Raw genomic sequence first — 23,392 nt, 5'->3', positions numbered from 1 at the left:
AGGAGTGATTGATTCACTCCTTTTTGTTTTTTACCAATGATTAGACCCAATTGATCTCTTCATCTGCGTGCTTCACGCATTCTTCTTTGACCATCTCAAACAATTCCATACCCGTCTTTGAACATGTCCATTTGTCATCAACTAGCTTGAAGTGAAAGCCACCAGATTTAGACGCTAACCAGATTTCTTTCATTGGTTCTTGGCGGTTGATGATAATTTGGCTGCGGTTCTCAAACTCCAGCGTCATTACGTTACCAGTCACTTCGTAATCAATATCTGCCTCTGATTCATCGATAGCTTCTTCGATGTTTTGCATCTGTATATCGACCAGTTGATGAAATTCAGTCTCGTTCATCCTTTCTATCCTATTGCTTTTCCTGAGTGTGGTGCGATTATAGGGGGCATTGAGTCAATAATCACGATATGCAAAATGAAAAAATTAATTACCGCTCTGTTTATAGTGTCCGTTATAGGACTTTCTGGTTGTGGTCAAACAGGTCCGTTGTACGATCCTGATGCAGTACAGCAAACTGAACAATCAGAATAAGTGAAAACACGCAGAAATCGTTATTTATAAGGGATAAGAACTTTGGATTACTTCAACTATCAGGAAGATGGCCAGCTTTGGGCTGAGGACGTCGCACTTTCACAACTAGCAGAGCAATATGGTACACCGCTGTATGTATATTCTCGTGCAACATTAGAACGCCATTGGAATGCGTTTGATTCGTCGGTTGGCGAGCACCCACACCTAGTGTGTTATGCCGTTAAAGCTAACTCGAACCTTGGCGTGTTGAATACTTTGGCTCGTTTGGGCTCTGGCTTCGACATCGTTTCTGGTGGTGAACTAGAGCGTGTGGTTGCTGCAGGTGGCGACCCGGCTAAAGTTGTGTTCTCTGGTGTCGGAAAAACAGCGGCTGAAATGAAGCGTGCGCTTGAGTTGAACATTAAATGTTTCAACGTAGAGTCGGAGCCAGAACTGGAGCGACTGAATAAAGTTGCTGGTGAGCTTGGTGTTAAAGCGCCGATTTCACTGCGTATCAACCCAGATGTTGATGCAAACACTCACCCTTACATTTCTACGGGTCTGCGTGATAATAAGTTTGGCATCGCCTTCGACCGTGCTCCTGCTGTTTATGCGTTTGCAAAAACACTCGATAACTTGTCTATCCATGGTATTGATTGCCACATCGGTTCCCAATTAACGAATATTGAACCTTTTATCGATGCCACTGATCGTTTGCTTGCACTGATCGACCAACTACGTGCCAACGATATCAACATCAAACACCTTGATGTCGGTGGTGGTTTGGGCGTGGTTTACCGTGATGAATTACCACCACAACCATCAGATTACGCGAAGGCCTTGTTGGCTCGCCTAGACAATCATTCTGATCTAGAGCTGATTTTCGAGCCTGGAAGAGCGATCGCTGCTAACGCTGGTGTATTATTAACGAAAGTCGAGTTCCTGAAGCCAACAGAGTATAAGAACTTTGCCATCATCGATGCGGCAATGAACGATCTGATGCGTCCGGCACTTTACCAAGCTTGGCAAGATATTGTGCCAGTGAGTCCGCGTCAGGGCGAGGCGGTAACTTACGACTTGGTTGGCCCTATCTGTGAGACGGGTGACTTCCTTGGTAAAGATCGTGACCTTGTTCTCGAAGAAGGCGATCTACTGGCCGTTCGTTCTGCAGGTGCTTATGGCTTTGCTATGTCATCTAACTACAACACTCGTTCGCGTGCGGCTGAAGTGATGGTTGATGGCGATAAAACTCACTTGGTTCGTCAGCGTGAAGAGCTTACGAGTCTGTGGGAACTTGAAAACATTCTTCCGGAGTAATTTTAAGCGTTATGCACTTCCACTTTTCTAAAATGCATGGTTTGGGCAATGATTTCATGGTCGTGGACTGCATTACTCAAAATATTTTCTTTTCTCCAGATTTGATCCGTCGTTTGGCGGATCGTCACACTGGTGTGGGCTTTGATCAGCTACTTGTGGTTGAGGCTCCCTATGATCCAGAAACTGACTTCCATTACCGCATATTTAATGCGGATGGCAGTGAGGTGGAGCAGTGTGGTAATGGTGCGCGTTGTTTTGCTCGATTCGTTCGTATGAAAGGCTTAACGAATAAGTACAGCATCAACGTGAGCACCAAGAAAGGTAAAATGGTTCTCAAGATTGAAGACAATGATCAGATCACTGTCAATATGGGCATTCCTGAGTTTGAACCTGGCAAAATTCCATTCAAGGCAAAGCAGCCTGAGAAGACGTATATCTTAAGAACGGATGTACATACCTTGTTCTGTGGTGCCGTAAGCATGGGTAACCCACATGTGGTTACCGTTGTTGATGATGTCGATACTGCAGACGTAGAGACCTTAGGTCCGCTTCTTGAATCACATGAACGTTTCCCTGAGCGTGTTAATGCTGGCTTTATGCAAGTGATTAACCGTGAAGAAGTTCGCTTGCGTGTTTATGAACGCGGTGCGGGTGAAACTCAGGCGTGTGGCAGCGGTGCATGTGGCGCAGTTGCGGTTGGTATCAATCAAGGCTTGCTGGCTGAGAACGTGAAAGTTCGTCTACCTGGTGGTGATTTGCAGATTAGTTGGCAAGGTCCGGGTAAACCTCTGTTTATGACTGGGCCTGCTACCCATGTGTTTGATGGTCAACTTTCTTGCTAATAAGCATACATAACCAATAGATTCATAAAAATAAAGGATAGGTTTTGTCTTACGTTGAAGCCGATGCACTCACCGCAGAAGTGGTCGCGGAATATTTACGTGATACCCCAGATTTTTTCCAAGACAGGAAAGGTTTGGTTGATCACCTTGCTATCAATAATGTTGAGCAGGGCGCTGTTTCTCTGGTGGAGGTTCAGCTTAAACGCCAACGCCATCGAATCGAAGAGCTAGAGGAAGAAATCACTGGCTTGATGTCGTTGGCAGCGAATAACGATAAAACCTTCTATGAATTTATGGATCTGCAAGCTCACGTGCTGAAATGCAGTGACTTTGTGCAGGTTATTAAAGCGGTTGAACAAAAAGCGTTAGATTTAGGGTTGAAGGCTCATATACGAATTCTCTCGCAACCTGGCTTTTATAAGCTGAGTGAAGAGCGCTATTCGAAGTTTTCGCTCAACCATTTCAATGGTAAAGATGCTTATCTAGGACGCTTGAGAAAAGCCGACAGACACGATTTGTTTGGTGATTTCCAAGTTCCAGAGCTAGGCTCTTATGTAGTACTACCACTTGCTAAGCAGTCTCCATTGGGTTTACTTGCCTTTTCTAGTGAAGATGGCGGACATTTCCAACCTCATATGGATACGCTCTTTTTACGCCATTTAGCACTTGTTGTGTCTCATTTGGCGGACACCTTACCTTGGCAGATAAATAATGAGCCTAGAGCCCAAAATACCTCTTCCTAACAGCCTTCAAAAGCCACTTTCTCGCTTCTATGAATATCTCAGAAGCGAGAAGGGGCTTAGCTTACACACCCAACGTAATTACAAACAACAACTTGAAACTATGGCCGCTCATTTGGTCACACTTGGACTGAAAGATTGGGGACAAGTAGACGCGGCGTGGGTAAGACAACTTGCCAGTAAAGGCATGCGTGAAGGAATGAAAGCGAGCAGTATCGCGACGCGCTTATCTTCACTACGCAGCTTCTTTGATTTCCTTGTATTACGTGGCGAAATGACTGCAAACCCAGCCAAAGGGGTTTCTGCACCTCGCAAACAGCGTCCTTTACCTAAAAATCTCGATGTCGATGAAGTCGGACAGTTGCTTGACGTGAATGAAGACGACCCATTATCGATTCGTGATCGGGCGATGATGGAGGTGATGTATGGTGCAGGTTTACGTCTCGCTGAACTGGTTGGCATCAATCTTAAAGATGTGTTGGGCCGGCAAGGCGAAATCCGAGTGATTGGTAAGGGCGACAAAGAACGCAAAGCGCCGTTTTCCGGTTTGGCGAAAGAGTGGGTCGATAAATGGCTCAAAGTGCGTGGTGATCTTGCTTCTTCGGGAGAAAAAGCCCTGTTTGTGTCCAAGTTAGGGACCCGGATCTCTCATCGCAGTGTGCAAAAGCGCATGGAAGAGTGGGGTAAGAAGCAATCCGTCGCGAGTCATATCAGCCCGCATAAACTGCGTCACTCCTTTGCAACTCATGTGCTTGAGTCGAGCCAGAATCTTCGTGCTGTCCAAGAGTTGCTGGGGCATGAGAATATTTCGACAACCCAAATTTATACTCACTTGGACTTTCAACACTTAGCTCAAGCGTACGATGAGGCTCACCCTAGAGCACGTAAAAAGAATAAAGATTAGATTAAAGGTTTTACTATGCGAATTTATCGAGGGTTGAAGCCCATCAAAGCCATGACCTTTGACTTGGATGACACACTGTATGACAACTGGCCTGTGATCATGAAAGTAGAAAAAGAGATGGCGCAGTGGCTTTACCAAAAGCACCCAGTTTCTGCTTCCTTATCGCTCGAAGAGTGGCAGGGTATTAAGCAGCAAGTAGCCTCTGAAAACCCAAATTTAAAGCATGATGTTACCGTTTGGCGTGAAACACAGATTAAGAGAGGCTTGTTACAGTTGGGCTATTCTCAGCAGCAAGCTGAACAAGCGGCTCGTGAGGGGATCGAACATGCTTTGTGGTTACGCAATCAAGTCGATGTTCCTCAAGAAACGCATCGAGTGATGGCAGAACTTAGTCAACGGATTCCTTTGGTTGCGATTACCAATGGCAATGTCGATCCATATAAAATTGGTTTAGGACAGTATTTTCAACTAATCCTTAAAGCTGGCCCAAACGGCAGAGCAAAACCCTACCCAGATATGTTTGATAAAGCGCAGCAATACTTAGGTGTTGATGCTATCAACATTCTCCATGTTGGCGATCATCTTAGAACGGATGTTTACGGATCTAAGCAAAATGGCTTCCAAGCATGCTGGTTTAATGACATTGGTTCCAATTTATACCTCTCTTCGAAGGCGAGTGTGCTGCCTGATGTTGAAATAGAGCAACTTAGCGATCTTATGCGACTAATTTAAAGACCTCTGTAAGCTTATTGTGTCGCATTTATGATATTGAATTGTTACATTAGTCGCAATTAAATGCCTGTTTAGGCTAGGATAATTGGCGACTACTTTTTAGCGATTCATTTCAGTCATAGCAGTGGTTGCGGGTTCTTCACTTCACTCTATTTCGATCAAGGGTTGGCATGCAAACATTTACATTTCTCGCAAATACTGAGGAGCTATTTAAATCTCAATTTGATCAGCGAGAGTGGTGTGACAGCAAGCAATATCTTATTCAACTTTTCTCAGCCCAATCTTCTGATGCTGCTCGTCGAATCGCGAGTGTTGCTCTCAATCGCCTAAGCAATGCCACCTTAATTGGCCAGAGTGCTCGCCATGTTATCTGTGACAATTGTCTTGAGAGTAGTTGTACCTTAATCATTATCAGTGAGTTTAATGAAACCCGTTTAACCTCCGCAGTTCAGCCTTTTACAGGCAACCCAAACCAAGACAGTCAAGAGCTCGTCTCTCAACTAGACCTCTCGAAAGATGCTAAAACAGTCATCAGCCTTTGCGATCAGGTTGAGGGTCGTGATTACCCTATCTATAGCGCCTTTGAAAGCCTACCTTATACAACGCCTGTTGCTGGTGGCTTGTGTCATGAGAATGAATACGGGCGTTGGGTTATGCTTAACGAACAGACTTACCAACACGCTTGCGTGGCGGTGGCTCTGACTAACCCAAGATTGAAGGTTTGGTCGGACGCGTACTCTGAGTGGAACCCGATCGGGATGAAGCTGCGAGTGACTCATGCCGTGGGTAATCGTTTGTATGCGTTGAATGATAAGCCTGCTATCGATGTATTCAAACACTACCTTGCTGACGGTAAAGATCTTCCTTTCAGCCAGTTGATGAGCTTTCCGCTTTATCGAGAACTTGGCAGAAAGAAGGGCATATCAACACCGCTGCGCATTAATGATGATGGAAGTATCGAGTTTGATAGTCCTTGGCATGTCGGCGAAGAGGCTCAGTTTTGTTATAACCATCCTTCTTTGACCGCAGAAAAAGTGCGTCACGGCGCTGAGATGCTTGCCATGCATCAGCCGGAATCGGTGATCATCTATAACTGCGTCTCTCGACTTGAATTCATCGACAGTAAACTTGAACTTAAGCCATTTGAGGGGATAGTAAATGCGTGCGGCGCATACTGCATGGGTGAGCTATACCGCAACGACGATCGCCAAGAGATACTGCATCACAGCCTCACCTATATTGCGATGAGAGAGTCGGACGAGATCAATGAGTTTCGTTGTGAAAATTTCCAGCGTGACTCAACGGTATCGCCACTGCTTAACCTCGTCAGAAATGCGGTGGCTGATCTCGACAGTATGAACACGCAGATGGAGAAAAAACTTCATCAACAGGCGCGTCGTTTAACCGAAAGCTACCGCATTGATTCCCGTACCGGGCTCCCCAACCGTATCGTGTTAAAAGAGCGCCTCAATACGATTCTCTTCAGTGAGCACTTACTGACGTTAAAGTTGACTAATTTCCATCAAGTTAACGAGAAGTATGGTTACCAAGTGGGTGACCAGTTGTTACTTGATCTGTCTAATCATTTTGTCGAGCGATTACACCTTAGTGTGGCTAAGGAATCTCAGGTGAAAGTAGAGCTGTTCAGTATTGGTGTCGGTGAATGGGCGATCATTTTTAATGCCAATGTTGGCTGCGATAAGATAGAACAACGTTTCGTAGAGTTTGCTGACGATATTGAGCACATCAATTTTGAGCCGTATGGCTTGGCTGATATTGATTATCTGTCAGTTTCTCTGTGTGGCGGCTTCGCTAGTCGTTGCGATTTCCTAACCGATAGTGGTGATGAGATCTTATTGAAAGCGATCGAAGCTCGACGTTATGGGGTCAGGAATAACACTCACATCACCAATGCTAAAGACATTCAGGTGAGTGAAGAAGATCGCAAAGAGCAACTAGGCTGGCTGAGCTGTGTAAGTCGTGCGATTTTAGATCAGAACATCATCACTTATTCCCAGCCAATTGTGGCGTCCGGTACTCACGAAATGATTGGCCAAGAGTGCTTGGTCAGAATCATGGAGTCAGACGGTACCATTGTGCCACCAGGTAAGTTCTTACCTATCATTGCCGACACGCACCTTTACACTCGCCTCAGCCGACACATGATTAAGAACACCATAGGTTATATGGCGGATAAACAAAGCCCATTTTCTATCAACCTATCCCCACAAGATTTGTTGAGCGACAAGACGCTTGAGGTACTCGAGACCGCCATCAGTGCTATGAACGATCCCACTCGACTTGGCCTAGAGGTTCTCGAGTCTGAGCAGATTAAAGATTATGGTCGCATGATTGAGGTGTGTGATCACTTCCGTGCTCTCGGGGCGAGAATCATTGTTGATGACTTTGGGTCTGGCTATTCCAATATTGATGAGATCATTAAGCTTGAGCCGCAGATTATCAAACTCGACGGTAGTCTGATTCGCAACATCGACAAAGACCAAAAGCAAAGAAATATCGCCTCTCAGTTGGTTCGCTTATGTCAGGTGTTTAATGCGCAAACCGTCGCTGAATTTGTCCATAACCAACAGGTTTGTGAGATAGCAGAGCAAATGGGTGTCGATTATCTGCAAGGTTATTACTTTGGTGAGCCTAAGCGACTGTTTTAGTTGTTAAAGCTTTCCGTATCCTATTGTGACTTGCTTTAAAAAGTGTTCTGCCGCTATTGGTGACTGTTTTGGGTGGAATCAATGATGTCTAACTAACGTCACATTATTTATAAGACGATCGTAAGTATTCCGTGCAAGCCTTATCTATAATAAGCACAATAACCAATCATTAACGTAACGATTAATGTGAATATGCAATCGACCTCTCTCCTGATACAAGACATAGAGCAAACCCAGCGTGAATTGCAAAAGATAGATTTTCATCAACATGAAGACCTACTGATTCAGGTGTTTTCTTCTTTCGAGAAAGGTTCGGTTTTGGCTGCCTGCCAAGTGATTCAAGCGACTTTCCCTAATGCTAGGCTGATTGGCTGTAGTGCAAACCATTACATCAGCCAAGGCGTCATCCTGCATCAAGGTCTCTATCTTATTGTCACTCGCTTCGATGCGACCTCTTACACTTGTGGCGTTGTCGAATACAGCAAGCAACCACTATTAGATAGTCAATCGATGTGGCAGCAGCTTGAGTGCAATACCAATACTCAAAGTATCATCTGTTTCGCCGATCGCTTGCAGATAAACAACCGCGACTTATTTTCAGCGTTTGAACAATCGAGATATTCATTACCGATCTGCGGAGGTGCATCGACCATCACAGATAATGGGCGATGGGTAATGCTAGATGGCATTTGCTATGAGAACGCCTATGTGATGTTGGCGTTGCACAGCGTTGAGCTCGCAACCACCAAGGGTTATTACACCGAGTGGAACCCTATTGGCCGCACCTTCCGTGTCACTGGTGCTCAAGATAACCGGTTAGCTGAATTGGATGGTATGCCTGTTCGCGATCTTTATAATCGCTACCTTGCTGATGGCCTCGAAGTGCCTTTCGAGCAACTGCATAATTTCCCCTTGATGGTCGGTGACCCGAAAGAACAAAACATTCACTTGCCACTCAAGGTGAGAGATTGTGGAGAGATAGAATTTAGTGGTCATTTTCAGATTGGTGATGAGGTCAGGTTTTGTTACGACCATCCTTCACTGACCTTGGAGCAGATCCGACTCGGTGTTCAACAGATTGCCTCCCATAAACCGGAGCAGTTTTTTATCTACAACTGCACCTCTCGTATCGATTTTATTGATGGTAACCAAGAAGTAGAAGTCTTCCAGAAGCTCGCAGACACCTATGGTGTGTACTGCATGGGAGAACTCTATCAAGAGCGTGGCCAACAACGAATCCTGCATCATAGCCTCACTTATCTCGCGCTTAGAGAAGGTGAAGGCAAGGCTGTACAGCCATTAGAGACACAACCCGCGACCAATATATCACCTCTGTTTTCATTGATTCGAAATGCACTGCTTGATGTTGATGACATGAACAACAGCATGGCGAGTAAGATTCAGCAACAAGCGACCGCATTGACGGCGAGCTACCGAATTGATCGTCGCACTGGGTTACCCAATAGAAGTGTACTGCGTGAGAAGCTGTCACAAATGAGCTCTGACAGTCATTTGTTGGCTTTGAAGGTCACCACATTTGGTCAAATCAATGAGAAGTATGGTTATCGAGTAGGTGACAAACTTCTGCATGATCTGAGTGATTACTTTCAGAAAGCGCTGTGGCAGTTTTTTGATGAGGGTTGCCAGCTCTACAGTATTGGTATTGGTGAGTGGGCGGCGGTGTTTGATAGTTGGGCCAGCCAAGAACACATTCATCAGCGTTTCTCTGAATTTTCAGACCAAACCGAGCATGTCAATTTTGAGCCGATGGGGCTACCCGATATCGATTATCTTTCGGTTTCAATCTGTGCGGGTGTCGCGAGTCGTCGAGATTTTCCAGCGACCTCGATTGATGACTTGTTACTGAAAGCGATTGAAGCTCGACGCAGTGCGGTGAGCCAGAATAAACATCTGGTGAGTGCCAAGACGTTAATTCAACTAGAGAAGCATCGCCAAGAGCAACTCGGTTGGCTATCGTGTGTGAGCCGCGCAGTGCTCAATCAAAATATTGTTGCGTGCTCTCAACCTATTGTATCGGCGCATAGCCATCAGGTAGAAAGCTATGAGTGCTTAGTTCGAATTGAAGAGGACGGTCAGTTGATTGCGCCGGGTAAGTTCTTGCCAATCATTGAAGGAACCCATCTCTATACGCGTTTAAGTCGCCAGATGATAACGCGCACCTTTGATTTTATGAGCCAGAGAACCGATTCGTTCTCAATTAACTTGGCGCCACAAGATTTCAGCAATGAGAAAACCATTCTTCACCTTGAGCAAGCCATCAAAAAAATCAGTCACCCACAGCGTATTGGTTTAGAGGTGTTAGAAACGGAACAAATTCAGGATTACGGCCGCTTGATCGAGGTGTGTAATCACTTCCGCGATCTTGGTGTGAATATTATTGTCGATGACTTTGGTTCGGGCTACTCGAACATTGATGAGATATTGAAACTGGAACCACAAGTGATAAAGCTTGATGGCAGTTTAATTCGCAATATCGATAAGGATAAAAAGCAACGCAAGATAGCGCAACAGCTGGTGAGCTTATGCCAGATTCTGAATGCTAAGACGGTGGCTGAGTTTGTTCATAACGAGCAGGTGTGTCGTATTGCTGAAGACATGGGGGTCGATTACCTGCAAGGGTATTACTTTGGTCAACCGCAGCGCTTATTCTGATAGGGTAAATTAAGTGTGGGTTTCACATAAAACACTGGTTGGTTAAATAACGAAAGTACGATGTAACAAGGGTGAGCTTATGGCTCACCCTTTTTGTTTTTAGTATCTGTCCCGCCCTGAAATGTGCTTATTGCCTTCTCGCGCGCCTGCTTGATCTATTTGAGAGCGTGGCCACATTTGTCGGCGTGGAATACTTTTAGATACTGTTGGTAGTAGTCATCAATGAGCTTGGCAGGTTCGCTTTCACCTAAAGATTTGAGTAACTCAATACCCACTTCGCAAGTACACAGATGGCCACTGTCTTGATTGCGGCGCAAGGTGTAAGAGGATTCGCTGGTGATGTCGAGGTGAACTTGTGGGACAGCTTGTAACCACGAGCTCTTGTTAAGCATCTTCTTCGCTTCTTGCCAGGTGCCATCCAAGATAATGAATAGCGGTTTTCGACTCATGGCTTGGGTCATCACTGCTTGCTGACACTCGATGCTTTGATCACTCGGGAATAAAAGAAACGGTTGTCGTGTTTCATCTTCAAGCAGCGCCATTAGCTCAGCTGGTGGTGTTTTCCTTTGCCACACAATGGACTGACACTGCTCAAGGGATTGCTGAAGCAACTTTCCGGTGTTGGTGTCTCGCGACAGTTCATTCTCATGAGTCAGTAGGACAAGATCGGTTTGGCTTTCAACCGTCGGTATTAGATGACAAACGCACTGGTGAGTGAAGCCACAACCATGGCAAGCTTGTTGGTTACTCATCTTTACAGCTTCACTCCACTTTGTGCAGGTGATACACCATCAGCAAACAAAACCACATCGCTGATATCAGCATCATCTGCAATTGGAGCAACACTTGGGTTGAGTGGGTAGCTCACACCAGAGTATGACAATGTGTGTTTCGCTGGTGTTGCACCGCCGCCGCTGACATTGAAGATCAGATCCTGCCAGCCGTGGTTTTGTGATTTACCTAAGCGTATGTCGCCCTTAACCAATGTCACTCGACTATTGAAGCGCCAGTTATCTTGATGATTTTCAAAAATAAGCAGTGTACAGCCACCAGAGCCACACCAATCGAGCTGGGCAAACAGTTCTTCCTTACCATCGCCATTTAAGTCGTAGGTTAACCAGCGGTACTTGGTATCGTCAGGTGAGCTGTTGTTGATCTTAAAATACTCACGGATCGCTTGGTCGACTTTTTGATCAAGTTGATCGCTGGAGTTCACCTGCTTTGCGGTTAGATCAACGTTAGCGGTGGTGTTTACTTGCGCTTGTGCATTCTTAGCTTCGAATAGCACCAGACCGCCATTGGCAATCGGGTAGACAACGTTGCCCACTTTTTCTTTTTCAGCGACCAGCTTGCCGTTATCGAGCGTGAAGATGCGCTCAGAGATCAAATACTGTTGCTGGTGGCGAGTCATAACCACTTGTACCTGATTTTGGTTCAGTTGCTGCCAGAAGCCTTGCTCAACAATAGAAGGGTCTCCATTGCTGTACGAGTATGTCGTAATGGCGCTGTGGTCATCGTTGAGCTCAAGGTTGATAGAGAATCCCGTGTTCTGCGTTGAGCTAGCGAAGTAGAGTCCGCTCCAGTCCAATGTTGGATCTTGGTTAGAGACCGTTGCACAGCCATTATAGTTACTGTCATTGAGGCTAAGCTTGGCATGCCATCCATAGATAGAATCGCTCATGCCGTCGCTGCAACTCTCTTTTGTAAGGTTGAGTTTGCCTTGCGCTGCTTTACCTTCTAATTGGTAATCACGACTGCTTGGTGTGGTGCGGCTTGATTCAATATCGAGGATCTGTGGCTGTTTGCCCATCTTAGTGTATTTGAGCTGGTCTTTATCGAAGCTTGCTGACCAGAAAGGTTCATTGCCGAATACACGTGTTGAACGCAGGGGTTGGTCACAACGATCAGGGTTTTCTGCGGTGAGGATATTCACTTGATCAACCACGAAACGTGCCGTGAAATCTGCGTTATACCCTGTTTGGCTCGGTACGGTTAGATGACCAATCAGCTCGCCGTATAAGGCTTGGTAAGGTCTCGTTGAGAGCCCTTGCGCTTCTAATGCGAGTTCTGGTGTTAAATCTAACCAGTATTGTTGTTGGCTACCGCAAGGGGTGAAGGTTCGGCTTTCGTGGCCAACCACCACCTGACCACGCATGATGAAGGTTTGCGGTTGAATGCTCAGTGGCTCATCCAAGGTTGCAGGTGGTAGTTCTGGCTTTTGGGGGGAATCTGGCGCTGTGACACAGCCTTGCAGAGCGAATGCGACTAGCCATGTCACTGGGTTTTTCATTACCTTCATGTTATATCTTCCTCGGAGCAACCGTTAATTGGATTTATTATGGCATATTGGTTATTTAAAACAGAACCTGACACCTTCTCTATTCAGACTCTGAGAGTACAAAAAACCTCTTGTTGGGAGGGTGTACGCAACTATCAGGCTCGAAACATGATGCGCGATGACGTTAAGCTTGGAGATCTGGTGATGATATACCATTCATCATGTAAGAAAGTTGGCGTAGCGGGGATCGCTAAAGTAACCAGAGAATCCTACCCAGACCATTTTCAATTCGATCCAGAAAGTGATTACTACGATGCCAAGTCTTCGCAAGACAACCCGCGCTGGATAATGGTGGATGTCGAGTTTGTGCGAGTGACTGAGCGCTTAATTCCTTTGGCAACGCTTAAAGCGATGCCTGAGCTAGCAGAAATGCCGTTGGTTAAACGGGGCAATCGCTTATCCATCATGCCGGTTACAGAGCAAGAGTGGCTGGCGATCTTAAGCAAAGAAGTGCTAGGTTCTCGTTAGCGTTAGAGAGAGCTTTTTACGTAAGGTTCAAAAAAGGCAGCCATTGGCTGCCTTTTTATTTATTCAGATCTCTTCGACGAGATGAGGTTAGAGCAGGTGCTTTTCTAGGTAGTGAGCAACGGCGTCGTCTGCGCTGCTGCCAATCACTTCATTGTCTGGCAAAGCTTTAAATACTTTCTCATGCGATGTACCCATCACTAAGCCTTTGCCTGCCATAGCCAGCATCTCGGCATCGTTCATTCCGTCACCAAAGGCAACACAGTTATCCAGTGTCAGGTTCAGTGATTTCGCAACAGCGTCTAGGGCGTGGCCTTTAGAGACTTCAGCGGCCATCACTTCCAGACACCAAGGTGTAGAGAAGGCGATGTTCAGTTTGTCGCCAAAAGCATCTCTTAGCTTTTGTTCAAACGTGACGAGATATTCGTGGTCTTGTTCTGGATGTGTGAAGAAGACTTTCGCGATGCCTTTGCTTGGTGCATTTTCTGCTTCAAAGCGCTTGTAGCTAAAGCCAGACTCACTGTGGAATTTTGCCAGCATTTCATCTTCACGGTCTAGTAACCAATCTTCATTCTGGTACATGTGAATAAAGAGGTTTGGATCTTGGCGAACAATATCGATAACAGGTTGAACGAGTTCCTGAGGCACGTTCTGGCTATACATCAGTTGATCGTTCTGGTCATGCACGCGTGCACCGTTTGAAGTGATCATGTACGCCGGAATACCTGCGATCTGACGAATACCCGCCACATCGACGTGGTGACGACCCGTAGCGAAGATAAAGGTATAACCTTGGTCGTGTAATTTCTTAAGTGTTAGCTTGGTAAAGTCGCTTAGCTGATGGTTGGGAGCCAAAAGCGTACCATCTAAATCAGAAGCAACAATTTTCACGGAATCTTTTAGTGCAGGAATACTCATTTAACCCTCATTGCAAAAATGCTTAACCAATATCGACGCTAGCCAACGCTAGAATCGTTTTAACTACAATATCTCTAGGTAGAAATTGTATGCCAATTTCATGCAAGAAAAGAGGGCAAAGCTCACTTACTTCTCTTCCTCTTTAGCGCTTATGTTCTTGGTCGGTTACTCAGCTTATTCGCTTATTAGCTCTAGGCAAAAAACTGATTGATAGCATTCAGTGTTTGATTGCGATATTCGTCTTTCTCAAACAACACCTCATGCTTAGACCCTTCAATGGCCTTAAACTGGCAGGCTGAGTTGGTTTTCTTCAGTTTATTGATGAACTTCACTTGAGCGCTGTTGCTGACAATCTTCTCCTCTCCAGCTTGAATCAATAGCAGTGGGATCTTGATTTGACGAGTTTGTTGTATCGCCTGCTTGGCTGCCATTAACCCTTGCCATACCCAGCGAGTGCTTGGTCCACCAACCTGCAAAGAAGGGGAGCCGTCATACAAGCAACGGAACCAGTGATAGCGTACCTTGCTGTGGCTGAGTAAGTTATTTTCGAAGGGCTTAGAGTAGTACGCTTGCTGCCCTGGGGCATAAGTCGGCTTAGCATAGAAAGCGGTGAGTACTTGTCCAACAACCATCGCGATGGGCTTGAAGTACCATTCAGTCTTAATCCCAAACATCGGAGCGCACAGAGTAACTTTGTCAAACGGGTGATCGGGATGAGTTTGTAGATAGCGAGTGGCTATGGTGCTGCCCATTGAGTGTGCCAGTAGGTAGCGATTGGAGTATCGGCTTAGGTCAAAACTGGCAATGACGTCAGACATATCTGAGGCGTAATCATCAAACTCATGAATGTGACCAATGTCAGAGTCTGTGACCATACGTTCCGACTGGCCTTGACCTTGGTGGTCAAATGAATAAACGTCATAGCCTTGCTGATAAAAATCATAAAAGAGTTCTTGGTATTTCAAGCAACATTCAATGCGGCCATTTGAAATAACAATGGCTTTGGTGTGCGTTGGTGAGGTTAGGCTACACCAGTACAGCTTTTTTTTACCTGATGATGTGACATACCCATCTTTACGTTGTTGCCAAAGGGCAGGGATCGGGTGTTTAATCGCTTGCTCGAACTCAGGTTCTTGCGTGTACGAAAATGGGGCGGCACTGTGGTTTTCCATGGGAAATTACCTGAACTGATGCATGTGAGAGCTTTATCGCTACTAATGTTGTTAGATTAAAGAACTAGTAAGGAAATGCAAATGGATACTCATGTTTGGCTTGCTTATGTCGTCACGGCGATATTGTTTAGTTTGGCTCCGGGCTCAGGTACCGTTAACTCAATCAGCAATGGGCTAAGTTATGGCACCAAGAAGTCACTTGCGTCGATCGCCGGCTTACAGCTCGGTCTTGCATTCCACATCATGCTGGTGGGTGCAGGTATTGGTGCTCTGGTGGCTCAATCTGCGTTGGCGTTCACCATCATCAAATGGGTAGGCGTGGTTTACCTTGTTTGGTTGGGTATTCAAAAATGGCGTGATAATTCTAGCTTGGTGGCTTCAGAAGAAAGCTCAACGCTATCGAGTGGTAAGCTGCTTAGAAATGCCGTGCTTATCAATCTAACTAACCCAAAATCTATCGTGTTTTTGGTGGCTTTGTTTCCTCAATTTATCGATCCTACACAACCGCAAGCACCGCAGTTATTAGTGCTAGGAGTTACAACAGTATTCATTGATAGTGTTGTTATGTTGGGTTACACCTCATTAGCTTCACAAATGGGACGTTTTATTCGTTCTGATCGTATAATGAGTAAGATAAATAAAATATTTGGTGGTATGTTCATGGGTTGCGGTGCCTTGCTTGCTGCCGCTAAAGCTTAGTAAAGCAATACAGTTATAGATAAATCAATAGAGTTATAGATAAATGACCGCTACCTACGTTGCTCGACAACCTATCTTAAACCGTAACAAGAACACGCTTGGTTATGAGCTGTTGTTTCGCGACGGAGAAAGGAATGCCTACCCAGCGCATATTGAGTCTAATCGAGCAACGTATCGTCTGATTGTTGAGAACTTCTTATCGGTTGGGCATAACCCTTCGATTCCATCTTCGCGCTGTTTTATTAATTTCCCTCATCAAAGCTTGATTCGTCGACTTCCTTTAGGCTTGCCGAAAGACAAGGTGGTGGTCGAGATTCTTGAAACCTGCCAACCGACGGATGAGCTGTTAGAAGCGGTCAAAGAGCTCTATCAAGCGGGGTACATGATTGCCCTAGATGATTTTACCTCTACGCCAGAATGGGAACGATTCCTTAAATACACGCATATTGTTAAGCTCGATATCATGCAAATGGGCTTGAATGAAGCGTGTGATTTGGTAAGAGCTCATCAAGGGAAGAAGTTTAGCTTTCTGGCTGAAAGAGTCGAAACTGAGCAAGAGTTTAAGCAAGCGAAAGAGGCGGGTTTTAAGTTCTTCCAAGGGTACTTCTTCAGCAAACCTGAAATCATCAAGACCAAGTACATTAGCCCTGAGCAAGTAATTGCTATGGAGCTGTTCCAAGAAGTGTGTAAGCCGGAAGTCAATTTCCAACGTGTCGAAAGCATCGTCGCGAAAGATGTTGCCTTGTCGTATAAGTTACTGCGTTTTGTGAATACCATGTCACCTCGTCTTGAGGTCACCATCTCTTCGTTCCGCCAGGCTTTGGTTTATCTGGGGCAAGAGAAGCTGAAAATGTTTGTCTCGTTGGCGGTGGCGTCTTATGTCTCTGATAAAAAGCCAAAAGAGCTATATGGTTTATCGCTTCAGCGAGCTCAGTTCTGCCAACGTATGTCTCGTTATCAGGCATTTGAAGGGCATGCCGAGCAAGCCTTTATGATTGGTTTGTTCTCGTTGCTTGATGCACTGCTCGATTTGTCGTTAGAGAACTTAGTCGATCAGCTGCCTTTGTGTAAAAGCATCAAGGTTGCTTTACTGCGTAGAGAAGGGCCATATGGCATATTATTGGCTCTTGAAGAGAGCTTTGAACATGCTGATTGGCAACAGATTGATGAGTATTGCGCTGAACTTGGACTGAACGTGGAACAAGTTAAAACGGAGCTCATTGAAGCTAGACGCTGGAGCCATACCGTCACCAATCAGCTTTGATTTATCTTAGTTAAACTTTTATGACAATTGAAACGCACGCCTTGACGTGCGTTTTTTTACAACTAAGATATATGCATATCCATATATGAGTATGTAGTTATGCTTCCTCACCAATTTTTTAAATTACTGTCTGATGAAACGCGAGTGCGTTGCTTAATGCTGATTGTGCGCAATGAATGCCTTTCTGTTGGTGAGTTGACTCAAGCATTACAAGAAAGTCAGCCAAAGATTTCCCGTCATCTAGCGCAGTTGCGCTCAAATGGTATTTTGACGGATGTTCGCCAAGGGCAGTGGGTGTTTTATCGTCTGTCACAAGATTTACCCGGTTGGATGCTCAAGTTAATTGATGACCTTATCGCATCGAACTGTTTGAAAACGGAATACCAGCAAGATATTGAGCGTTTAGAAGCAATAACTTCACGCCCTCAATGTTGCGTTTAATTGAATATTTTTAGATTCACCACTGACTGAGAGAACACACAATGACAGTTAAAGTAGGTATTAATGGTTTTGGCCGTATCGGCCGTCTAGCACTTCGTGCAGCATTCGATTGGGCTGAGCTAGAGTTTGTTCAGATTAACGATGTTGCTGGCGATACCGCGACACTGGCTCACTTGCTTGAGTTCGATTCTGTTCAAGGTCGCTGGAATCACGCTGTGAATGTGGAAGGTGATGAGATGATCGTCAACGGACAGCGTATCAAGACGACTCAAGAACGCGATATTGATGCTGTTGATTGGTCAGGTTGTGATGTTGTTCTTGAAGCGACCGGTGTTCACCGTAAAACCTCTTTCCTTAATAAATACCTAGAGCAAGGCGTGAAGCGTGTTGTGGTATCGGCTCCAGTGAAAGAAGACGGTGTCGCCAACATCGTAGTTGGTGTGAATGACGCTATCTTCGATCCAGCGGTACATAAGATTGTGACTGCGGCATCTTGTACTACTAACTGTCTTGCGCCTGTTGTGAAGGTGATTAACGAGAAGTTAGGCATCGAGAACGCAGCCTTTACCACTATTCACGATCTAACCAATACACAAACTATATTAGATGCGCCGCACAAAGATCTACGTCGTGCTCGTGCATGTGGTATGAGTCTTATCCCGACAACGACAGGCAGCGCTAAAGCGATTGTTGAGATCTTCCCAGAGCTTGAAAACCGGATCAACGGCCACGCGGTTCGTGTACCACTAGCGAATGCTTCTCTGACAGACATCATCTTTGAAGTGAAGCAAGACACCACAGTGGAAGAAGTTAACGCGATGCTGAAAGAAGCGTCTGAGAATGAACTTAAAGGCATTCTTGGTTTTGAAGAGCGTCCATTGGTTTCTATTGATTACAAAGGTGACCAACGCTCAACCATCGTGGATGCACTATCAACGATGTTGGTAGGTAAGCGCATGGTTAAGATCTACGCTTGGTACGACAACGAGATGGGTTACGCGACACGTACAGCAGAACTAGTACGTACAGTCGGCTTGGCTTAATTTACGAGAATTTTAAGAGATTGATGACGATGACAAACTCTCAAGTACACCCTACATGGCAACTAGATCTAGAAACTGGTGCATTAGTACTTACTCCGTGCCCAGGCACCAAAGATGCTGACTTAGGTGCATCTCTAGCACAACTTAAAGCACAAGGCGTAGAAGCGATTGTGACGGCTCTAGACAGTGAAGAACTGGCGAGCAAGAACGTATCTGAGCTAGGCGAGAAAGCGCAAGCACTAGGCATGCAATGGTTCCAAATCGAGATTGAAGACGACTGTGCACCGGGTGCTGATTTTTCTGCGAAATGGCGGGCGGCGAGCCCAGCGCTACACCAAGTGGTGGATAACGGCGGCAAGGTAGCGATGCACTGCATGGGCGGTTCTGGCCGTACTGGTTTGCTGGCTGCACACCTGCTGTTAGAGAAGAGTTGGGATCTGAGTAAGATTGTTCAAGAAGTACAATCACTTCGTCCGGGCGCGTTTACTAAGTCAATTCAGGTTGACTACATTCAAGGTGTTGCTGCTCAGTAACATCTCACTTAGCAGTTACAAGAGCTTTTGGAACATCATGATCCAAAAGCTCTATCTACTCTTCTTACTTCGCTTTTCTCCGTTTTTATAGGTGTGATGTTATGTTCGCAAACCTAAGCAAAAGCGTTCGCCAATATATGTTGGTGACTTTCAACTACTGGAACTTCACCATTACTGATGGTGCACTTCGCATGCTGGTGGTTCTGTATTTTTACGACCTTGGCTACAGTTCACTAGAAATCGCCTCACTGTTCCTTTTCTATGAATTCTTTGGTGTGGTGACCAACCTAATCGGTGGCTGGTTAGGGGCGCGTCTTGGACTCAATAAGACCATGAACATCGGCTTAGGGATGCAAGTCGTCGCCTTGGGTATGCTCGCGGTGCCATCAGCCATGTTGACCATTCCTTGGGTAATGGCGGCGCAGGCTTTGTCTGGTATCGCCAAAGATCTTAATAAGATGAGTGCCAAGAGCTCAATCAAAACCTTAGTCCCTGATGAACAGCAAGGTGCGCTTTATAAGTGGATTGCGATTCTAACCGGCTCTAAGAATGCATTGAAAGGTGCAGGATTCTTTATTGGTGGTTTGCTGCTTTCGACGATTGGTTTCCAATACGCAGTGCTTGCGATGTCTGCTGTGCTGACATTGGTGTTCATCGGAAGTTTGATGAGCTTGGAAGCGGACATGGGTAAAGCGAAAACCAAGCCCAAGTTTAAGCAGATTTTCTCTAAATCTGAATCCATCAACATCTTGTCTGCGGCTCGTATGTTCCTATTCGGTGCCCGTGACGTGTGGTTTGTGATTGCTCTGCCGATCTATCTAGGTAGCGTGTTTGGCTGGGACCACTCATGGGTAGGTGGCTTCTTAGCGGCTTGGACCATCGCTTATGGCTTTGTACAGGGCATCGCACCTAAGATTACTGGTAAAGCTCAAGGCAAGGTGCCAGATGGGCATGCGGCGCTATTATGGGCGGGTGCGTTGGCTATCGTGACTGCCGGTATTGCTTACGCGGTACAGATCGGTTGGCAACCAGAGTTAGTCATCATCGGTGGTTTGATGGTGTTTGGTGCCATCTTCGCGGTGAATTCATCATTGCACTCATACTTAATTGTGAGTTATGCGAAAGGTGATGGTGTGTCTCTTGATGTCGGTTTCTATTACATGGCGAATGCAATGGGCCGTTTGATTGGTACAATTCTATCAGGGTTAGTATTTCAAATGGCCGGTTTGTCTGCGTGTTTGTGGGTATCCTTCGCGTTTTTAGCGATAACTACGGTGATCTCTCTTTGCTTGCCTAAGGTGACACAAGTTTCTGCCGCATAGGCTCATTCGCAATAGCTAAATTCGCGATAAGCCTCTCCTTTAACACTAAGCTGACTTGGTATTTATTCCGGTCAGCTTTTTTATTGCTATAGTAGAATGATTGAATATTAATCAGGCATTTACATGAAGCAGCGAATTCTCTTTTTTGATTTAGCACGATGTGTCGCGGCCATAGCAGTTATCGCGATTCATGTTTTGGCGCCTTATCGGAATGAATTAGGCACCATTCCTTTCGGTGAATGGCTGACCGCCATTACGGTGAACGGTTTTAGTCGTTGGGCGGTGCCGGTGTTCATATTGATTACTGGTGCTCTGATGCTGAGTGATCAGCGCCCGTTTGACGCCAAGTACTACCTCAAGCGTCGTCTGGGTAAGGTGCTGATCCCTTTCATTGTCTGGTCGCTTTTCTATACCTACCTATCGGGTTGGTCTGCGATGGGCTTTGATGCTGACGTTAGTTGGGATGTGCTACTCAATAGCTATCATCACTATACCTACTATCACCTTGGCTTCTTTTATTACTTTATCCCACTCTACTTTGTTATTCCGTTCTTGCAGATCATGGTCAGAAAGTACGGTGATAAATCGGTCTATGCCTTTACGGCGGTATGGTTGTTCACAACATTACTGTTCTTACTGAAAATCGATGGCCCTTGGAGCCACGAATTGTGGTTGTACACCGGGTACTTACCATTGGGTTACTTGCTGTATAAGATTGTGCCACTTAACAAGATGACAGTTGGCGTGAGTGTGTTACTTGGTGGGTTAGCGTTACTGACTACGGTTTACATGGTGGTTGATGCAAGCTTGGTAGCAGAAGAGTACACAGTAGGGCGTTGGTTATCTTACAAGACGTTGAATACCGTATTAGCGGCGAGCATGGTGTTCATGGTGTGCCGTTACTATGGTGAAGGGTTGTCTGAGAAGAGCAATCAAGTGGTTGGTTTTATCAGTAAACACAGCTTAGGTATTTATCTGCTGCACCCGATTTTCTTATGGCCAATGAAAGAATTCGGTTGGTACCAAGGACACCCTGCTTGGGTTATTCCCCTATGGATCGTGATCAGCGGAGCTGGTGCGTTATGGATGAGCTGGTTGGTCGCTAAGTCAGAGAAAACAAGTTGGTTATTGCCTTAGCGGTGAGTGCTAAGGCTGTCTGATCGATTACTTAGGGGAGGCAGTTGAAGCGGCTGACGTTTAGCGCTTCAACGCAAAGTGTAAGAACTTATCGCCTTGGTAGGTTAAGGTTCCTTTGTCGCCAGGGTTAAGGGCGTGGAAGTAGTGGATGCCGACTTGGAATTCTCGTTTTGGACCAACGACACCACGTTGAACGTAAATCCAGTACTCTTGATCTTCTTGGCCAGGTTCTGCGTCAGGAAGGTCGATGGATTGTTTGTCTAACACCGTGACATTCACTTTCTTTTCTGGCGCATTTTCACCTTGCGAGTGTTTTCGATAGAAACCAATAAATACCCAAGCCGCTAGACCAGCAAGTGCAAAGATGGCAAAAAAGAGTGAATTAGGCATATAACCTCCATGTAGTCGTGATGGTTATTCTAGTCTTTCAAACAATAGGGATATGTGTTTAAAGCTGTTATTCGTGAACTGTTGTAAGCCAAGCTGATTATTTTTCGGCAGACATCACATTTAGTGGCTTGTTTGGGATAAAGCATTGTTATTTATTGTCTCTTTCTCACGTAAATATCAGTAAATTTGTATAAAAATAAGGGAATGCTCGACTAGAATTATAGTGTGGAGTGGGAGGGCCAAGATGACCGATATTGAAAAAGTGGTGACAAGAACTCGCAATATAGAGAAGTTATTGAGGCTTCAATATCATGCCGAAGGCGAAGGATTGCATGAGCTTATAACAAGCTGTGAAGAAAGGCTACCGCACGATATGGTGAGCAAGCTGCGTTATATCGCAACGTGTCGTAATAAGGTAGTCAATGAACATGAGGCTAAGTTGGAAGACCAACATAAGTTCATCATGATGTGTAACGACTGTGAGAAGGAGCTGACTCCACGTAGTGGTCGTTTTATCTGGCGAGTTGCGATCTTACTGATGATGGCAATGACTTTAGCAGCCGCGGGTTTCTATTATGCGAACTGGGATGTGCTAACACTGCATCTGTTTTCGAAGTGAAAAAATTGAACAAAAAAAGGGACGCTCATGGCGTCCCTTTTTTTATTTGTAACTTGCTTAGTACATCATCGGTAGTGTCATTAGACCTACAACTACCGCGATCATTACAAGTCCTTGTCTTTGCGAAGATGAAATCATAACACTACTCCTAAATTTGGTTGTCTCTCGCTATGTTTTAAAGAATAGCACTACTTATAGGTTTAGATCAAGAATTACTTTCGAAAGCTTTAAAAGTAGTAGAAAACTATTGGTTTTTGGCTTGTTTGGGTGTGTTTAACTGTGTTTTTTGGTGTGTTCTTATTTTATACGTTGTGCTTCATGTTTATACTTTTTTGATCTAAGTTGTTGTTTTATAATGGTCATTTTGTGTAATTTATATTGTTAAAGGTTGTTAAACTGTATTAATAGGGGTTGGTGGTTTCTGGCTTTGATTTTGTTCTATTTTTTATTTTTCGGGTTGTTTTTTGTGGGGGGTTTTACAGAGGACTTGAAAAAACCTGACAAAGTTGGGTTTTAAGAAAGCAAGCCACTTACTTTATAAGTCTAGAGTGATGTGGTGTTTTCGTTTCCCTGTTAACTCTGGATTTGTTTGTTTAAGTTGTTGTTATAATTAACCTTAAATACGATATTTTTTAAATTTCAAGTGCG

General features: G+C 45.2%; 23 protein-coding genes. 17 read left to right on the top strand and 6 right to left on the bottom strand.

From position 1 onward, the window contains the following. Positions 1-40: 40 nt before the first annotated feature. On the bottom strand, positions 41-355 hold the full coding sequence (gene cyaY, locus M4S28_RS00795) for an iron donor protein CyaY (RefSeq protein ID WP_249632144.1): 315 nt from the start codon (positions 353-355) through the stop codon (positions 41-43). A 75-nt stretch (positions 356-430) separates the two neighbouring features. On the opposite strand from cyaY, the gene lptM reads away from it, so the two are divergent. The 8 genes from lptM to M4S28_RS00755 all read left to right on the top strand — a co-directional run bounded on the left by lptM (position 431) and on the right by M4S28_RS00755 (position 10,403). Further along, positions 431-547: an LPS translocon maturation chaperone LptM gene (gene lptM / locus M4S28_RS26580; protein ID WP_407830041.1), complete on the top strand. Its 117-nt coding sequence runs from the start codon at positions 431-433 to the stop codon at positions 545-547. Positions 548-589: 42 nt separating this feature from the next. Beyond that, on the top strand, positions 590-1,843 hold the full coding sequence (gene lysA, locus M4S28_RS00785) for a diaminopimelate decarboxylase (RefSeq protein ID WP_076678520.1): 1,254 nt from the start codon (positions 590-592) through the stop codon (positions 1,841-1,843). Positions 1,844-1,854: 11 nt separating this feature from the next. Next, positions 1,855-2,685: a diaminopimelate epimerase gene (gene dapF, locus M4S28_RS00780; RefSeq protein ID WP_004736615.1), complete on the top strand. Its 831-nt coding sequence runs from the start codon at positions 1,855-1,857 to the stop codon at positions 2,683-2,685. Positions 2,686-2,729: 44 nt separating this feature from the next. Then, complete coding sequence (locus M4S28_RS00775; RefSeq protein ID WP_249632142.1) at positions 2,730-3,428, top strand: DUF484 family protein; 699 nt, start codon at positions 2,730-2,732, stop codon at positions 3,426-3,428. After that, positions 3,397-4,329, top strand: a complete 933-nt coding sequence (xerC, locus tag M4S28_RS00770; protein ID WP_076678522.1) for a tyrosine recombinase XerC — start codon at positions 3,397-3,399, stop codon at positions 4,327-4,329. Before M4S28_RS00775 ends, xerC begins: the two co-directional genes overlap by 32 nt. A 15-nt stretch (positions 4,330-4,344) precedes the next feature. After that, the gene (gene yigB / locus M4S28_RS00765) at positions 4,345-5,061 is read left to right on the top strand and encodes a 5-amino-6-(5-phospho-D-ribitylamino)uracil phosphatase YigB (protein ID WP_102464213.1); all 717 of its coding nucleotides are present in this window, start codon (positions 4,345-4,347) and stop codon (positions 5,059-5,061) included. Positions 5,062-5,231: 170 nt separating this feature from the next. Next, positions 5,232-7,730, top strand: coding sequence for a bifunctional diguanylate cyclase/phosphodiesterase (locus M4S28_RS00760; protein ID WP_249632141.1), 2,499 nt, complete (start codon positions 5,232-5,234; stop codon positions 7,728-7,730). 192 nt (positions 7,731-7,922) lie between these two features. After that, on the top strand, positions 7,923-10,403 hold the full coding sequence (locus M4S28_RS00755) for a bifunctional diguanylate cyclase/phosphodiesterase (protein WP_249632695.1): 2,481 nt from the start codon (positions 7,923-7,925) through the stop codon (positions 10,401-10,403). Between the two features lie 155 nt (positions 10,404-10,558). On the opposite strand, the gene M4S28_RS00750 is transcribed toward M4S28_RS00755, so the two are convergent. After that, positions 10,559-11,155 (bottom strand): tRNA-uridine aminocarboxypropyltransferase, encoded by a 597-nt coding sequence (locus tag M4S28_RS00750; protein WP_061025678.1) that lies wholly within the window; start codon positions 11,153-11,155, stop codon positions 10,559-10,561. A gap of 2 nt (positions 11,156-11,157) precedes the next feature. Continuing rightward, positions 11,158-12,702 carry a COG3650 family protein gene (locus tag M4S28_RS00745; RefSeq protein WP_249632140.1) on the bottom strand — a complete coding sequence of 515 codons (1,545 nt, stop codon included), beginning with the start codon at positions 12,700-12,702 and terminating at the stop codon, positions 11,158-11,160. 39 nt (positions 12,703-12,741) lie between these two features. Between M4S28_RS00745 and M4S28_RS00740 the strand changes: the two genes are divergently transcribed. Continuing rightward, the gene (locus tag M4S28_RS00740) at positions 12,742-13,209 is read left to right on the top strand and encodes an EVE domain-containing protein (protein WP_249632139.1); all 468 of its coding nucleotides are present in this window, start codon (positions 12,742-12,744) and stop codon (positions 13,207-13,209) included. 87 nt (positions 13,210-13,296) lie between these two features. On the opposite strand, the gene M4S28_RS00735 is transcribed toward M4S28_RS00740, so the two are convergent. Further along, positions 13,297-14,124 carry a Cof-type HAD-IIB family hydrolase gene (locus M4S28_RS00735; RefSeq protein WP_108094230.1) on the bottom strand — a complete coding sequence of 276 codons (828 nt, stop codon included), beginning with the start codon at positions 14,122-14,124 and terminating at the stop codon, positions 13,297-13,299. Between the two features lie 191 nt (positions 14,125-14,315). Next, entirely contained in the window at positions 14,316-15,296 is a 981-nt protein-coding gene (locus M4S28_RS00730; protein ID WP_017083178.1) for an alpha/beta fold hydrolase, read from the bottom strand. Positions 15,297-15,377: 81 nt separating this feature from the next. Here M4S28_RS00730 and rhtB point away from each other — a divergent pair, with 81 nt between their 5' ends. The 7 genes from rhtB to M4S28_RS00695 all read left to right on the top strand — a co-directional run bounded on the left by rhtB (position 15,378) and on the right by M4S28_RS00695 (position 21,735). After that, complete coding sequence (gene rhtB, locus M4S28_RS00725) at positions 15,378-15,995, top strand: homoserine/homoserine lactone efflux protein (RefSeq protein WP_004736604.1); 618 nt, start codon at positions 15,378-15,380, stop codon at positions 15,993-15,995. A 43-nt stretch (positions 15,996-16,038) separates the two neighbouring features. Beyond that, entirely contained in the window at positions 16,039-17,259 is a 1,221-nt protein-coding gene (locus M4S28_RS00720) for an EAL and HDOD domain-containing protein (protein ID WP_249632138.1), read from the top strand. A 99-nt stretch (positions 17,260-17,358) separates the two neighbouring features. After that, positions 17,359-17,700, top strand: coding sequence for a metalloregulator ArsR/SmtB family transcription factor (locus M4S28_RS00715; protein WP_010438748.1), 342 nt, complete (start codon positions 17,359-17,361; stop codon positions 17,698-17,700). A gap of 41 nt (positions 17,701-17,741) precedes the next feature. Further along, a complete protein-coding gene (locus M4S28_RS00710) occupies positions 17,742-18,743 on the top strand; it encodes an ArsJ-associated glyceraldehyde-3-phosphate dehydrogenase (protein WP_249632137.1) in 1,002 nt (333 codons plus the stop codon). 23 nt (positions 18,744-18,766) lie between these two features. After that, positions 18,767-19,276: a cyclin-dependent kinase inhibitor 3 family protein gene (locus M4S28_RS00705; RefSeq protein WP_249632136.1), complete on the top strand. Its 510-nt coding sequence runs from the start codon at positions 18,767-18,769 to the stop codon at positions 19,274-19,276. Between the two features lie 101 nt (positions 19,277-19,377). Beyond that, positions 19,378-20,598 (top strand): organoarsenical effux MFS transporter ArsJ, encoded by a 1,221-nt coding sequence (gene arsJ, locus M4S28_RS00700; RefSeq protein WP_249632135.1) that lies wholly within the window; start codon positions 19,378-19,380, stop codon positions 20,596-20,598. 123 nt (positions 20,599-20,721) lie between these two features. Next, positions 20,722-21,735, top strand: a complete 1,014-nt coding sequence (locus tag M4S28_RS00695; protein WP_249632134.1) for an acyltransferase — start codon at positions 20,722-20,724, stop codon at positions 21,733-21,735. A 60-nt stretch (positions 21,736-21,795) separates the two neighbouring features. Here the strand turns inward: M4S28_RS00695 and M4S28_RS00690 are convergent, their stop codons facing one another. After that, complete coding sequence (locus tag M4S28_RS00690) at positions 21,796-22,125, bottom strand: DUF2500 domain-containing protein (protein WP_004736596.1); 330 nt, start codon at positions 22,123-22,125, stop codon at positions 21,796-21,798. Positions 22,126-22,369: 244 nt separating this feature from the next. On the opposite strand from M4S28_RS00690, the gene M4S28_RS00685 reads away from it, so the two are divergent. Beyond that, positions 22,370-22,744: a DUF4145 domain-containing protein gene (locus tag M4S28_RS00685; RefSeq protein WP_249632133.1), complete on the top strand. Its 375-nt coding sequence runs from the start codon at positions 22,370-22,372 to the stop codon at positions 22,742-22,744. The last annotated feature ends 648 nt before the right edge of the window (positions 22,745-23,392 follow it).

Origin of the sequence: Vibrio sp. J383 (assembly GCF_023503985.1) — a bacterium.
In the GTDB taxonomy this organism is placed as follows: domain Bacteria; phylum Pseudomonadota; class Gammaproteobacteria; order Enterobacterales; family Vibrionaceae; genus Vibrio; species Vibrio splendidus.
The sequence above is the reverse complement of the archived record's forward strand: the minus strand, read 5'-3'. Positions and strand labels throughout refer to the sequence as shown.